The sequence below is a fragment of the Methylobacter sp. Wu8 genome, assembly GCF_036440755.1.
GTDB lineage: Bacteria > Pseudomonadota > Gammaproteobacteria > Methylococcales > Methylomonadaceae > Methylobacter_A > Methylobacter_A tundripaludum_A.
The window spans coordinates 1-14,483 of record NZ_JAZGVT010000034.1 but is presented as its reverse complement, the minus strand read 5'-3'; the positions used below and the strand labels follow the sequence as shown (position 1 = coordinate 14,483).

General features: G+C 49.6%; 11 protein-coding genes. All 11 read left to right on the top strand.

The window, feature by feature from the left end:
• The first annotated feature begins 191 nt into the window (after positions 1-191).
• Positions 192-920: a DUF1538 domain-containing protein gene (locus V3O24_RS02235; protein ID WP_104425501.1), complete on the top strand. Its 729-nt coding sequence runs from the start codon at positions 192-194 to the stop codon at positions 918-920.
• Entirely contained in the window at positions 917-1,696 is a 780-nt protein-coding gene (locus V3O24_RS02230) for a DUF1538 domain-containing protein (protein WP_104425502.1), read from the top strand. Before V3O24_RS02235 ends, V3O24_RS02230 begins: the two co-directional genes overlap by 4 nt.
• Positions 1,697-1,704: 8 nt before the next feature.
• A complete protein-coding gene (locus V3O24_RS02225) occupies positions 1,705-2,055 on the top strand; it encodes a P-II family nitrogen regulator (protein WP_104425503.1) in 351 nt (116 codons plus the stop codon).
• Positions 2,052-2,462 carry a CBS domain-containing protein gene (locus tag V3O24_RS02220; protein ID WP_104425504.1) on the top strand — a complete coding sequence of 137 codons (411 nt, stop codon included), beginning with the start codon at positions 2,052-2,054 and terminating at the stop codon, positions 2,460-2,462. The genes V3O24_RS02225 and V3O24_RS02220 overlap by 4 nt, the downstream gene beginning before the upstream one ends.
• Positions 2,463-2,626: 164 nt before the next feature.
• Positions 2,627-3,130 carry a disulfide bond formation protein B gene (locus V3O24_RS02215; RefSeq protein WP_331305990.1) on the top strand — a complete coding sequence of 168 codons (504 nt, stop codon included), beginning with the start codon at positions 2,627-2,629 and terminating at the stop codon, positions 3,128-3,130.
• A gap of 84 nt (positions 3,131-3,214) precedes the next feature.
• The gene (locus tag V3O24_RS02210; RefSeq protein WP_331305989.1) at positions 3,215-6,676 is read left to right on the top strand and encodes a PAS domain S-box protein; all 3,462 of its coding nucleotides are present in this window, start codon (positions 3,215-3,217) and stop codon (positions 6,674-6,676) included.
• Positions 6,677-6,895: 219 nt separating this feature from the next.
• The gene (locus V3O24_RS02205) at positions 6,896-9,019 is read left to right on the top strand and encodes a CHASE domain-containing protein (RefSeq protein WP_331305987.1); all 2,124 of its coding nucleotides are present in this window, start codon (positions 6,896-6,898) and stop codon (positions 9,017-9,019) included.
• Between the two features lie 146 nt (positions 9,020-9,165).
• Positions 9,166-9,621, top strand: a complete 456-nt coding sequence (locus V3O24_RS02200) for a response regulator (protein WP_104425507.1) — start codon at positions 9,166-9,168, stop codon at positions 9,619-9,621.
• The gene (locus tag V3O24_RS02195) at positions 9,618-10,898 is read left to right on the top strand and encodes a diguanylate cyclase (protein ID WP_104425508.1); all 1,281 of its coding nucleotides are present in this window, start codon (positions 9,618-9,620) and stop codon (positions 10,896-10,898) included. The genes V3O24_RS02200 and V3O24_RS02195 overlap by 4 nt, the downstream gene beginning before the upstream one ends.
• A 77-nt stretch (positions 10,899-10,975) precedes the next feature.
• Entirely contained in the window at positions 10,976-11,782 is an 807-nt protein-coding gene (locus V3O24_RS02190; protein ID WP_331305986.1) for a methyltransferase, read from the top strand.
• Positions 11,783-12,098: 316 nt separating this feature from the next.
• Positions 12,099-14,327, top strand: a complete 2,229-nt coding sequence (locus tag V3O24_RS02185; protein ID WP_331305985.1) for a primosomal protein N' — start codon at positions 12,099-12,101, stop codon at positions 14,325-14,327.
• Positions 14,328-14,483 lie beyond the last annotated feature (156 nt).

The window sequence follows — 14,483 nt, the reverse complement described above, 5'->3', positions numbered from 1 at the left end:
GTTTATAGTTTCTCATGCGCTTTCTCGTCTTTGGTCGGATTGAAAAAAGCGTGAAACTATATCAGCTAACCTTTTTCTTTTCCGATTAGTGCCGATTGCACTTATGAGTTGAATCTAAGTTTCTTATTAAATGTTTGTTGTGTAGCTTGATTTATAATGATGTGATTAATGAACTCAGATAAAGGACGTGAATGTTTAAAAACCCTTTTATTAAGCAGCTGTTCGGCAGTTTTTTGGACTTGGCGCCTATTCTTGCAGTTGTTTTGGTATTCCAGGTTTTTATTGTTCGGCAACCTATTCCCGATGTCGGTAATTTAATTGGTGGCACGCTGTTTGTCATTGTGGGGCTTACTCTGTTTGTTCAAGGGCTCGAACAAAGCTTGTTCCCAATTGGCGAAGCGATGGCTTATGCATTTGCCCGCAAAGGCAGCTTGTTCTGGCTGCTGACTTTCGCCTTCTGCTTGGGCTTCGGCACGACAGTGGCGGAACCTGCGCTGATCGCGATTGCTCAAGAAGCGGCGAGCATTGCGGCTAAGGCGGACATTATCGGACAGAACGATGATGCTAAGGACAGTTATGCGTTGGGCTTACGAATAACTGTCGCGTTGTCGGTAGGGTTTGCCATTTTGGTCGGTGTGTTGAGGATTATCCGGGGTTGGCCTCTGTATTACTTGATTATCGGTGGGTATTGCGGGGTGATCGCTATGACGCCGTTTGCGCCTCCCGAAATCATCGGTATCGCTTATGATTCCGGCGGCGTCACCACCTCGACCATTACCGTTCCATTGGTGACAGCCCTAGGTGTCGGTTTGGCTACCGCCATTAAAGGCCGCAACCCGATGACTGACGGATTCGGATTGATTGCCTTTGCGTCATTAACGCCAATCGTTTTTGTGATGGCTTACGGGGTACTGAGATGATGGACTGGATCAGTCAATTCGCGCTGGTTTTACTAGCAACCTGCCAGGATATTTTGCCTATTGCCGCTATTATCATCGGCTTTCAGTTGCTGGTTATCCGTAAACCGGTGGCGCACCCGAGGAAAATGCTGATCGGCTTTATCTATGTTTTGCTCGGCATTGCGTTTTTTCTGGAAGGTTTGGAAAGGGCACTGTTTCCGTTGGGAAAACTGATGGCAGCCCAGCTGACTACGCCGGCGTTTCTGGGCATAGCCCCCACTGAGCAGCATGTGGCCTGGCAAGCGTATTATTGGGTTTATATCTTTGCCGCCAGCATTGGTTTTGCGACCACGCTGGCCGAACCGTCCTTGCTGGCGGTGGCGATGAAAGCTGAGCAGATTTCCGGCGGCACTATCCGTGCTTGGGGGCTGCGCATAGCGGTTGCCATTGGCGTATCCTTTGGCCTAGCCTTGGGCACATATAGGATTATTATAGGTGCTGAGCTTTATTATTTTATTATCGCAGGCTATATCATTGTCATTATCCAAACCTTGTTTGCCCCCAAACAGATCATTGGCTTGGCTTATGACATTGGCGGAGTCACGACGTCAACGGTCACTGTGCCGCTGGTAACTGCATTGGGTTTAGGATTGGCCTCTACCGTTCCCGGTCGCAACCCGTTACTGGATGGCTTCGGCTTGATCGCCTTTGCCTGCTTACTTCCTATCATCGCTGTCTTGGGTTATGCGCAAATCGCGCAATGGCTCAGCAAAGGCAGTCTTTCATCTAAACCTTGAGGAACGCCATGCATTTCAAATTAATTATTGCATTTGTCGAAGACGACAAAACCGACCTAGTGCTTGATACCGCGCGCGAAAACGGCGCTAAAGGCGCAACCGTGGTCAGTAATGCGCGCGGCGAAGGCATGAAACAATCGAAAACTTTTTTCGGATTGACCCTGGAAACCCAGCGTGATGTGCTGATGATGCTGGTCGAAGAGCATCTCAGTCGACACATTTTGGAAGCCATCGCTAAGGTCGCGCAATTCGACAACAAACCCGGTACCGGTATCGCCATCCAGATTGACGTCGAAGACGCCGTTGGCGTCATGCACCAGGTTGAACAATTAACCCAAGAACTTGAGGACAAGATATGATTGCACCACGCATTGTAATCCGCGTCAGAGATGTGATGAAAACCGACTTCGGTACTATCGACGGCATTGCTACCGTAGAGGATGCTTTAAATAAGATGAAGTCGCTTAAAACATCGGTGCTTATCGTCAATAAACGTCATGACGATGACGAATACGGCATGATTAATTCCGGCGATATAGCACGTCATGTGCTTGCGAAAGATCGGGCGCCGGACCGGGTTAACGTCTATGAAATCATGAGCAAACCAGTGATTTCAGTGTCTCCTGATATGGACATCCGCTATTGTTCGCGCTTATTTGCCAAATATAATCTGGTTAGGGCGCCTGTTATTGAAAATAACAGGATTATTGGCATGGTTAGTCCGAATTCATTGGTGCTGGATGGGATGTACAAGGCGTGTAAATAGATTAAAGGCGAAAGACTAAGCGCTGAAGATTCAGTCTGATGCGGTTTGATTCTGAAGAATACCCGGATAAACAGGCTTTCGTTTTTGTCACGCATTATCCGTGCCCTATCGTTAGCGTAATAGTTACAATAAAATTTTTTATCAAGGCGTTTTACATGTTGAAGTTGTTAAGATTTAACGCCAGAACCTGGTTTTTTCTGGGCTTCCTGGGGTGTGTTTTTTTGCTGGCTATGGGCGCATATTTCCAATTTATCAACGGACTGGATCCCTGTCCATTGTGTATTTCCCAGCGCATCGCGATTCTGTTGACTGGCTTGGTTTTTTTTAGCGCCGCCATTCATAATCCGGGTCAGGCCGGCGTGACGGCTTATGCTGTTTCAGGTGCTGTAACGGCTTTGTGCGGTGCGGCGATTTCAACGCGGCATGTCTGGATACAGCATTTGCCCGCTGACAAGGTACCCGAATGCGGTCCCGGCCTGGAGTATGTGCTGCAAAATTTCCCGCTGTTTGAAACGGTTAAATTAATGCTCAGCGGTACCGGCGATTGCGCCAAGGTGGATTGGACAATGCTGGGATTGAGCATGCCTGCATGGACAATGATTGCTTTTTTAATGCTGGCAATTTTAAGTTTGCTGCAAATCTGGAATTATAAAGAGACAGTTCGGTAAAGCTTGATTCTAAGAAGCATTACCTGGACAACTCATGGGATTTAAAACGTCCTGAATGCTCATGATTTATTTTATACTGGATAAATGCACGTACTGATTGATTTTTTTGGTAAGGACTTGATTCCACATAATCATGGCCCGCTGTGGAGTATCGCATTGCTTTGGGCTCATGTCATTTCAGATCTACTGGCCGCTCTCTTTTTTTATTTCATCCCCCCGATTCTGTTTTATTTTATCCGGCAGCATAAGGAGGTGTCTTATTCATGGCCGTTTGCGATGCTTTCCGGTTTTTTTATCGCTTCCGGCACCACGCATTTGCTATCCGTTATTACGCTATGGATACCGCTATATTGGTTGAGTGGGCTGTTTAAAATTTTGACAGCAATTTTTTCGGTTGCTGCCGCCTTGTCATTACTATGGCTGGTTCCTCGATTTTTGTCTGCGCCCGGTATGACGCAACTGCTGGAAGAAACACAACAGAAAAAAGCGGCAGAGGAAGCGCTACAGGCTGCGAATGCCGCCTTACAGAAAAATATTGCGCGCACACAGCGGCTGCTGGATTTATCTTTAGGCGGCATCATCAGTATCGACCATAACGGTATAGTCATAGACTGGAATGTTCAGGCGGAACATATTTTTGGCTATTCCCGCGAGCAAGCGTTAGGACAAGAATTGGCGGAGCTAATCGTTCCCCCGGCCTATCGGGAACCGCATCGTCAGGGCTTATCACGATTTATGGCTACGGGCTCATCAAACATTATCGGCATACGTTTTGAGATTACCGGTTTACGTGCCGATGCTTCGGAGTTCCCCATAGAGCTGACTGTCGATGTGCTGGGGCAAAAGGGCGGCTATTTTTATACCGCTTATGTGCGCGACATTACTGAACGCAAAATGATCGAAGAGGCATTGCGCGAAAGCGAAAATAAGCTCACCGCTATTCTCGATAATGTTGACGCCTTTATTTATATCAAGGACTGCAACTACCGATACCAGTATGCCAACCAGCCGGTGCGGCAACTGTTTGGTAAAGCTCAGGAAGACATTGTCGGTAAACTGGATGAGGCTTTTTTTGATCAGGCTACGGCGGAAAAATTGCGTGAAAATGATCGCCGCGTTATTGAGTTGGGCGAATGCGTAGCGACCGAGGAAATTAATAGCGACAGGGAGAATGCGAGCACTCGCGTCTATTTTTCCTCCAAGCAACCACTACGCCGGGAAGACGGCGGTATTTATGGTTTGTGTGGTGTTTCTACCGACATCACCGAGCGCAAGCAGATGGAGAATGCGTTAATTGAAAGCGAATATCGCTGGAAGTTCGCCATTGAGGGTTCGGGCGACGGTCTTTGGGATTGGAGCGTGGAGAATGGTACGGTGTTTTTCTCCAAACACTGGAAGGAAATGCTTGGGTTTGCCGAAGACGAGATTGGGACCGGCCTGGATGAATGGGAGAAACGCATTCATCCTGACGACAAGACGGAAACTATCGCACTGGTGCAGGCGTGTCTTGAGGGGCGAGCTCCAATTTACACCAGTGAGCATCGGATTCGCTGTAAGGATGGCTATTGGAAATGGATACTGGATCGCGGCATGGTGGTCAGCCGTAACGAAGATGGCAAACCCTTGCGCATGATCGGCACGCATACTGACATCAGCGAACGCAAGCAGATGGAAGAGGCTAGGAAAGAAGCGTTGGATCGCCTACAGAAAATCGCCAGTCGGCTGCCGGGGGTTATTTACCAATATCGTTTGCGCCCGGATGGCAGTTCCTGTTTTCCTTTTGCCAGTGAAGCCATTAGGGAAATATACCGGATCAGTCCTGATGAAGTCAGCGAGGATGCGTCGAAAGTATTTGCCGTTCTTCATCCTGATGACTACGATGGCATTGCATCCGCAATTCAGAAATCGGCGCGGAATTTGACCCCGTGGCGCCATGAATATCGGGTAAAGTTTGACGATGGTACGGTGCGCTGGTTACTCGGCAATGCGCTGCCACAGCGGGAAGAGGACGGCTCTACGCTCTGGTACGGCTTCATTACCGACATCACCGGGCATAAGCAGATGGAGGAAAAACTGCGCGACAGCGACGCTATTAATACCAGCATACTTAACTCGCTCACCTCAAGCATTGTCGTGCTGGATACGCAGGGTGTCATTATTGCCGTCAACAACGCATGGCGGCAATTTGCCGACGAAAACGGCGGTCAGAATATGCTGGGGCTTAATTATCTTGATGCCTGTAAAAACACCGTTAATCAACCCGATGGCGATTTGGCAATCGATGCTCAACGCGGCATTGCGGCGGTATTGGCCGGGGAGCTGGAAACATTTCATTTGGAATATCCGTGTCATTCGCCCGATCAGCAGCGCTGGTTTTACATGAATGTAGCGCCATTGCAAGGTTCGCGTCGAGGAGCGGTCGTCAGTCATGAAAACATCACCGAGCGCAAAAAGGCGGAAGACGCGATTCAAGCCGCCGCTCAATATGCCCGCAGCCTGATTGAGGCGAGTTTGGACCCTTTGGTGACGATCAGCACCGAGGGGAAAATTACCGATGTCAACACCGCCACGGAGCAAGTAACCGGCGTGGAGAGAGACCAGTTGATCGGCAGCGACTTTGCGGATTATTTCACCGACCCAAAGGAAGCTCGCGAGGGCTATCAACGGGTATTTTCCGAGGATTTTGTGTTTGATTATCCGCTGGCTATCCGCCATGTGTCCGGTCAAATTACCGACGTGCTTTATAATGCTAGCGTGTATCACGACGGCAAGGGCAAGGTGCTTGGCGTGTTTGCGGCAGCACGCGACATTACTGAGTTTAAGCAAATCGAAGCCGAATTGACCCGGTCCAATGCCGAATTGGAACAGTTCGCCTATGCGGTATCCCATGATATGCGCCAGCCGTTACGGATGGTCACCAGCTATTTAACCTTGATTGAAAATGCACTGTCGGGACAGCTGAATGAAGAAACGCAACAGTTTCTTGATTTTGCGGTAAACGGTGCCAAACGTATGGATGCAATGATTTTATCGCTGCTCGATTATTCCAGGGTAGGCCGTGTTTTTAAAGCCAAAATCAAGCTTAGCAGTAAGGCCTCTTTGGATGAGGCGCTGGCTTTTCTTAATCCCGAGCTCAGCGCTTGCGGCGGCGAAATCAAGGTGACCGGCGACTGGCCCGAATTGGTTGCCAGCCGCGATGAATTAACGCGTCTTTTACAGAACTTGATTGCCAATGCGCTGAAGTATCACGAAGAAAATCAACCGCCGAAAGTTCATATTCATGGAGAGAGCCGCGCCGGATCACTGCGGGTCGAAGTGCGCGATCAGGGTATCGGCATCGAGCCGGGGCAAATGAACCGGCTATTTAAAGTGTTTTCGCGGTTGCAGGCGCGCAGCCGCTTTGAAGGTACCGGCGTCGGTTTGGCGTTGTGCCGTAAAATTGTTGAGCATCACGGCGGCGCCATTGGCGTAGAATCGGCGGGGGACGGTCAAGGCGCTGTGTTCTGGTTTGAATTGCCTCTTGTAAGTAGCGTAAATCCAGCATAGAAGCACAGTTCAACTGTGTCCCTATACTGCTTTCTATCATGCGAATCCTGGAGCTTGGAAACAAGCTAAGGAACGTGCATGAAATAACTTGAGCAAGTTTTATATTTCATTTTTTAACCATGAAGGACATGAAGCGGCATGAAAGGTTTAAGTCCTCATTTCTTTCATGGTCTTCATGGTAATTGCCTAAATTAATTTATGCACGATCCTAAAACAACAATGAAACTATTTGCCAAGCGTTATCTGCGATTCACGCTACCCTGGTTAGCGTTACTGATGGGGCTGCTCGGTACAGGCTTGGCCGGATATTGGGTAAAGCTTGACATAGAGCGGGACGAATACCGCCAGTTTGCTTTTTTTTGCGACGAAGTCCGGTTAAAAATAGCGGGACGGCTGGACGCGCATAAGCAGACATTGTTGAGTGGGGCGGCGATGTTTGATGCATCGCAGACCGTGACGCGCAGGGAATGGCGCGACTATGTCCGGCGTCTGCGCAGTGACGAACATTTTGACGGCATTCAAGGTTTGGGCTTTTCATTATGGATACCGGCCGGTCAATTGACCGCGCACCAGGCGCAACTGCGTGCTGAAGGTTTTTCCGATTACAAGGTAAGCCCTGAAGGTAAACGAGACGCCTATACTTCAATCATTTTTCTGGAACCGTTTAGCGGACGGAATTTAAGCGCTTTCGGTTATGACATGTATTCCGAACCGGTGCGCCGTGCCGCCATGGAACTGGCGCGTGACGAAAATAAGCCCAGCTTGTCGGGCAAGGTTACTTTGGTACAGGAAACGGTCGAGGAACAACAGGCCGGTACTTTGATGTATGTACCCGTTTATCAAAAAAACCGGCCTATCGATACGGTTGAACAGCGGCGCGCCGCGTTATTGGGTTGGGTTTACAGCCCTTTCCGCATGGGCGATTTGCTTGATAAGCTGGTGCCCAAATTTCAAGACAAAACACTGACCCATGTACATTTTCGCGTTTATGACGGGCGCACTGCGCAAGCGGAAAAGTTGCTGTATAACAACTCGGCCCCGTCTTATGAGGGGCATAGTCACTTTTTGCCGGCCATAGAAATAATGACCGATTTTAACGGCACAGTGTGGACATTGCAGTTCGAGAAGATTGAGGGCGCGCAGGACGGGATTGATTACAGCAAACTATGGGTCATCGGCGGAGCTGGCGTCGTCAGCAGCTTCCTGCTGTTTTTGCTGTTGCGTTCCTACCTTAATATGCACGTCAATGCCGCTAAGATAGCCTACGGGCTGACTTCTCAGCTGCGTGAGAGCGAGCAGCGCTTCCGGCTGTTGGCGGATTCGGCGCCGGTGCTGATCTGGATGGCGGGTACGGATAAACTGTGTTTCTACTTCAATAAGGTTTGGCTGGAATTTACCGGGCGTGCTCTGGATCAAGAGCAGGGCAACGGTTGGGCGGACTGCGTTCATCCTGATGATTACCAACACTGTCTTAATACTTATATAAGCGCATTTGATCGGCGGGAAAGCTTTTCGATGGAATACCGTCTGCGCCGTCATGACGGTGAATACCGTTGGCTGATCGATACCGGCGTTCCCCGTTTTGACTATGATCGAAGCTTTTTGGGTTATATCGGTTCATGCGTGGACATCACCGAGCGTAAGCAAGTTGAAGACAAGCTGGCATGCGCGCATGCTGAATTGCAACAGTTTACGAACATTGCCGCACACCACTTGCAAGAGCCGGCAAGACGGCTGGTGAGTTTTGCGCAACGCTTGAGAGCAGACTTGGAAAAAGAACGGTTAAGCGAAGACGCTACGGCGTCTCTGCATTTTATTGAGCAAAGCGCGGCGCGGCAAAGCGCTCTGGTACGTGATATTCAACTGTATCTGGCCGCTGACCAGCCGCGCGGTGCGATGGCGACAGTTGCCGTTGCGGAAGTTGTCGCCGGCGTGCTGGAGCGGAAGGCGTCGCTAATACGTGAAGCGGGTGCCGAGGTAGATTATAATAATAGCTGTCATGTCTATATAGACCGCCCCCGCCTGAAAGATATTTTCGATATTTTGTTGGGCAATGCCTTGCACTACCGCCGTCCTGATCGCACGCCGCATGTCAGGATTTATAACGAAGTGAGGGCGGGACGGGTGATTTTTCGCGTCGAGGATAATGGCATTGGCATCCCGGTAGAATATCGGGGGCGCGTTTTTGGCGTATTTGAACGTTTGCAGGTGCATGACAACCAAAATTCCACCGGTATCGGTTTGGCGATTGTCCGGCGCATTGTTGAAAGTTGCGGCGGTTCTATTGCATTGGAGGAAACGCCGGGCGGTGGGTGTACCGCTTTATTTGATTTACCTGAATAAAAAAATCAGGCTGTTAACAGCAAACCTAATTCCTGATAGTCGGGCGCAGCCAGCGAGGATTCAACCGGGAAACAGGATGAAAAGTTTAGTTGCCAATTATAAAGTCAGCATCTGCTGAATAAGCACTACGGAATAGAGATGAAACGATGAGAGAGTCCCGTAATCCTCACTTTGTTGAAATTTTACTGCTGGAGGATGAACCCTCGGATGCGTATCTGGTAAAAATGGCGTTAAAAGAAGGCAAGATACTGGCTCACCTGCATCATGTCGAGGACGGGCGCGAAGGCCTGGATTTTTTAAACAAGACGGAAAAATATGCCGATGTACCGCGCCCGGATTTGATTTTGCTCGACCTTAACATGCCGCGCATGAACGGCTGCGAATTCTTAGCCGCGATCAAGGCCGATGAGCGCTTTAAGGGGATTCCTGTCGTGGTGTTGACCACTTCCGATGTCGAGAAAGACGTCATCTATTCATATCAGCTCGGCGCAACCAGTTATATCACTAAGCCGGTCGATATGCCGCAATTCATCAAGGCCATTCAGCTGATTGGCGATTATTGGTTCAGCCTTGTACGTTTGCCGCAAGATTGCAAGCCATGACGTGTAACGAAGCGATTCGCGTGCTGCTGGTCGAAGACGAAGCCGGCGATGCGAATTTGGTAAAAATAAAGTTGAGGCAAACTCAGAGTGGGTATTTTGAGCTGGCTTGGGCTCAATCGCTCAATGAAGCGCAAAAATATCTGACGGCCTCATCTTTTGATGTCATGCTGCTGGATTTGTCGTTACCCGATTCGGAAGGCCTGGCAACCGTTCACAAGGCGCGAACCATGGCGGTGGACATTCCGATAGTGGTGCTCAGCGGACGCGGCGATACCGATTTTGCGCTGACTGCGCTGGAGGCCGGGGCTGTGGATTATATGGTCAAGGGGGATTTTGGTTATGACGGCTTGGCGCGGACGATACGTTATGCATTGTTGCGCACCGAGATGGAAGCGCGTAACAATTTGTTGATAGCCGCATTGGAGGCGGCGGCAAATGGCATTGTTATTACCGATAAAGATGCGACTATTATCTGGGCTAATCCCGCTTTTGGCCGCTTAACCGGCTACAGCCCGGAAGAAGCGCTTGGAAATAAGCCGAATCAATTGACCAAATCCGGGTTACAGAATGAAATATTTTACCGGGACATGTGGGCGGACCTTCTGGATGGGAAACATTGGCGTGGGGAATTGATCAACAAGCGCAAAAATGGGAACTTGTATCACGAGGAACTTAGCATTGCGCCGGTAAAAAACGGCGCCGGCGAAATTACCCACTTTATCGGTATTAAGGAAGATATTACCGAACGTAAGGCAATGGAAGCCCAATTGCAAAAACTTGCCAGCACCGATTCCTTGACCGGATTATTTAATCGCCGCGTATTTTTGGAACAACTCGAGCAAGAACGGGCGAAAGTGGCGCGTTTATCCCATTATTCAGCAGTGTTGTTAATGTTGGACTTGGATTTTTTTAAACGGGTCAATGATGACTTTGGCCACGCTACCGGTGACGCGGTGTTGAAGGCTTTTGCCGAAATTGCCCGTAATGCCTCGCGTGCGATTGATATACCGGCGCGGCTGGGCGGTGAGGAGTTTGCAATTTTGTTGTCCGGGGCTGACAAAAACGACGCCTTGTCAATGGCGGAACGTTTGCGTGAACAGGTTGCCGCGACCATTATTGATCATCGGGTAGGCCCGGTACAGATTACCGTCAGCATCGGCGCCGCTTCCGTTTTGGCTGATGACATTAGCGGTGAAGCGGTGCTGCATCGTGCCGATGCGGCTTTGTATGAGGCTAAAGACAGAGGACGCAATCAAATCTGCTGGTTTGATCCTTAAGCTCGCGCAATCTCGCTCGTCCCGCTACCTGGCGGGGCGAATTGTCCCCACAAAAAATGACTCATTGGATTAACAGCATGAAAAAATTTTTATTAGCGCTTTTGCTGGCAGTCAGTTTCGCACCTGCGCAAGCCGCCGAAAAATCAACTTCCTTGCATCAGGCAATCGCCGGGAAGCAGCGTTCTGCAGAGCATAAGAGCCGGGATAAATACCGGCATCCACAGCAAACATTGGAATTTTTTGACGTTAAGGACAAGATGACGGTCGTCGAAATCTGGCCCGGCGAAGGCTGGTATACGGAAATTATCGCCCCTTACCTGAAAGATCACGGCAAACTGTATGCGGCGCATTTTTCAGACGACGCCGACCAAGCTTATTTTAAAAAAAACCTGCATGACTTTGTTAACAAGCTAAAAAGCCAGCCGAAAGTGTACGGAAAAGTCGAGTTAACCGTATTACAGCCGCCAAAATTCTTACAAATAGCGCCGGACGGTTCAGCGGACCGGGTTTTAACATTCCGCAACGTGCATAATTGGATGAAAAACGATCAGGCCGCCGCAGTATTTAATGCCATGTATAAGGCATTAAAGCCCGGCGGGATTTTAGGCGTTGTCGAGCATAGAAATTCAACCTTAAAGCCGCAGGATCCCAAAGCCGAATCCGGCTATGTCAGCGAGGATTATGTGATTGCGTTGGCAAGAAACGCCGGTTTTGAGTTTTTGGATAAATCCGAAATCAATGCCAACAGCAAAGATACCAAGGATTATCCCGAAGGCGTCTGGACTTTACCGCCCGCTTTAAAGCTTAAGGATAAAGACAGAAAGAAATATTTGGCTATCGGCGAAAGCGACCGGATGACGATTAAATTTATCAAGCCCCGGTAATCGGCAAGGTAGTTTTACGCGTTGCATATCTAATTTGTGAAGTAATCCACAAATTAGATATGCGTTAAGATAAATTAAAATGTAACTGGAAAAAATACCTTGTTTCTGTTGAGTCTCTGCAATAAGTATTTGAAATAAAAGTAGAATGTTTGATGGATAAAAAGTGTGCAGATTAACAAAACTGTAATAAAAACCGCTAGTAAGCGTTGTTAAAAACTGTTTTTCCACAGAGTTATCCACAGATTCTGTGGGTAACTCAAATAGTCTAAACCGTATAGTGACTTAGCCTTGGAATATCAAAAATACCTCAAACACTATGGCTAAGTCGCAAAACAGAAATGAACCGATTTTCAGAGTTGCCATTGCGCTGCCTGTTTATCGATTATTCGATTATCTCGCCCCGGAACACGTTGAGTTAATTAAAGTCAAGCCGGGCATTCGTCTGGAAGTACCTTTCGGCAAAGCTAAAAAAATCGCCTTTCTGGTCGAGTGTGTTCAGCATAGCGATATAGACATCGGTAAATTAAAACGCGTCGAACGGATACTGGACGAGAAGCCCTTATTGTCGGCAAAGGACTTGACGCTGCTGCATTGGGCCGGCCGTTATTACCATCACCCGCTGGGCGAGGTTTTTAGCGCAGCGTTTCCTGTGGCGTTGCGTCAGGGCAAGCCGTCCGTTATTCAGGCAGAAAAACGCTATGCGTTGACAGAACTGGGTAAGGCTACAGATAGCGGACAGCTCAAGCGCTCACCCAAGCAAAAAAGCGTACTGGAAAAGTTTCAGGCGCATCAAAACAGCTTATCCGAAGCGGAGTTGTCGGCATGGAATGAAAACTGGCGTTCTTCGGTAAAGCTGTTAATAGATCGACAATTACTACAACTTTCCGTATCGGAGTCCGGGACACATACAGCCGAACCGGTCGTCAGGAACGACGCCCTGCATTGCAATCCACAGCAGCAGGCGGCGATAGATACGGTATGCGAGGGTTTGGGGCAGTTCGGCGTTTTTCTACTGGAGGGCGTGACCGGCAGCGGCAAAACCGAAGTGTATATGCAGATTATCCGCACCGTACTGGAACGCGGGCAGCAGGTGTTGGTGCTGTTGCCGGAAATCACCCTGACGCCCCAGCTTGAAGACCGGTTCAGGCAACGGTTTACGGTAAGCATGGCCATTTCTCATTCCAAGTTGACCGACCGGCAGCGGGCCAGTGCGTGGCTTACCATGCAGCGGGGAGAATGTTCGATTTTATTGGGCACTCGGTCCGCGCTGTTTACGCCGTTAAAAAATCCCGGCCTGATCATTCTCGATGAAGAGCATGACGCCTCGTTCAAGCAGCAGGAAGGTTTTCGTTTTTCCGCCCGCGATGTCGCCGTGGTGCGCGGCAAGCTGTTAAATATTCCGGTATTGCTGGGTTCCGCGACGCCTGCGTTGGAAAGTCTGCATAACGTCGATAATAAACGTTACCGCTTGCTGCATTTGCCGGAAAGGGCCGGAATTGCAACGGCGCCGGTGTTGCAGTTGCTGGACATCAGGAACAAGAGGATGCAGGAGGGGCTGTCCGAAGCGCTGGTTGCACAGATGCGCCTTACCCTGGCGAAAAACGAGCAGGTGCTATTGTTCCTGAACCGGCGCGGCTTTGCGCCGACTCTGATCTGTCATGGCTGCGGCTGGGTCGCGCGTTGCCGGCGTTGCGACGCCAATCTGGTCATCCATTACGATGAGGGGATATTGCGCTGCCATCATTGCGGACAGGAACAGCGCCTGATCAGGCAATGTCCGGCCTGTAAAACCGGGGAATTGACGCCGCTGGGATTGGGTACGGAACGCGTGGAAAAAGTGCTGGCGGAATTATTCCCCGACAAATCGATTGTGCGTCTGGATCGGGATTCCACCCAGCGCAAAGGCTCCTTGGAAAATTATTTGCAGCAAATCAATCGGGGCGAGGTGGATATTATTTTGGGTACGCAAATGCTGGCGAAAGGCCATCACTTTCCCAATGTGACGCTGGTGGCGATACTGGATGTGGATAGCGGCTTGTTCAGCATTGATTTTCATGCTCCCGAAAAACTGGCGCAAATGATCGTACAGGTTTCAGGCCGCGCCGGGCGGGCGGAAAAGCCCGGCAGGGTCATCATGCAAACCCGGCAGCCGGAGCATCCTTTATTAACAACGCTGATTCATCAGGGTTACAACAGTTTTGCCAGAACCGCGTTGGCGGAGCGTAAAGAGGCGTCATTGCCGCCGTTCAGTTATCAGGCCTTATTGAGAGTGCAAGCTCAAGATGCCGAGATGCCGAAGTTGTTCCTGCAGGCGGTTGTTGAATTGGCGCAAGAGTACAGCAAAGGCCGCACCCAAATTTTGGGGCCGGTTGCCGCGCCGATGGCCCGGCGCGCGGGACTGTACCGTTACCAATTGTTGTTTCAGAGCGGCAGGCGGCCGGAGCTGCATGCGTTGCTGGATGTGTTGATGCCGAAAATTGAAAAACTCAAGCAGGCGAAAAAGGTACGCTGGTCGCTGGATGTCGACCCGGTGGATTTGTATTGAAATTTAAGGCGAAAGGCGAAGGGCAAAAAAACTTGCATTGAGGTTTAAGAAGTTTTCCAATTTTTAGCCTTTAGCCTTTAGCCTTTAGCCTTTAGCCTTTAGCCTTTAGCCTTTAGCCTTTAGCCTTTAGCCTTTAGCCTTTAGCCTTTAGCCTTT

Bases quoted from the DNA above. Each gene is read 5' to 3' on its own strand.
- V3O24_RS02235 (WP_104425501.1), top strand. From the start codon at position 192: ATGTTTAAAAACCCTTTTATTAAGCAGCTGTTCGGCAGTTTTTTGGAC.
- V3O24_RS02230 (WP_104425502.1), top strand. From the start codon at position 917: ATGATGGACTGGATCAGTCAATTCGCGCTGGTTTTACTAGCAACCTGC.
- V3O24_RS02225 (WP_104425503.1), top strand. From the start codon at position 1,705: ATGCATTTCAAATTAATTATTGCATTTGTCGAAGACGACAAAACCGAC.
- V3O24_RS02220 (WP_104425504.1), top strand. From the start codon at position 2,052: ATGATTGCACCACGCATTGTAATCCGCGTCAGAGATGTGATGAAAACC.
- V3O24_RS02210 (WP_331305989.1), top strand. From the start codon at position 3,215: ATGCACGTACTGATTGATTTTTTTGGTAAGGACTTGATTCCACATAAT.
- V3O24_RS02205 (WP_331305987.1), top strand. From the start codon at position 6,896: ATGAAACTATTTGCCAAGCGTTATCTGCGATTCACGCTACCCTGGTTA.
- V3O24_RS02200 (WP_104425507.1), top strand. From the start codon at position 9,166: ATGAGAGAGTCCCGTAATCCTCACTTTGTTGAAATTTTACTGCTGGAG.
- V3O24_RS02195 (WP_104425508.1), top strand. From the start codon at position 9,618: ATGACGTGTAACGAAGCGATTCGCGTGCTGCTGGTCGAAGACGAAGCC.
- V3O24_RS02190 (WP_331305986.1), top strand. From the start codon at position 10,976: ATGAAAAAATTTTTATTAGCGCTTTTGCTGGCAGTCAGTTTCGCACCT.
- V3O24_RS02185 (WP_331305985.1), top strand. From the start codon at position 12,099: ATGGCTAAGTCGCAAAACAGAAATGAACCGATTTTCAGAGTTGCCATT.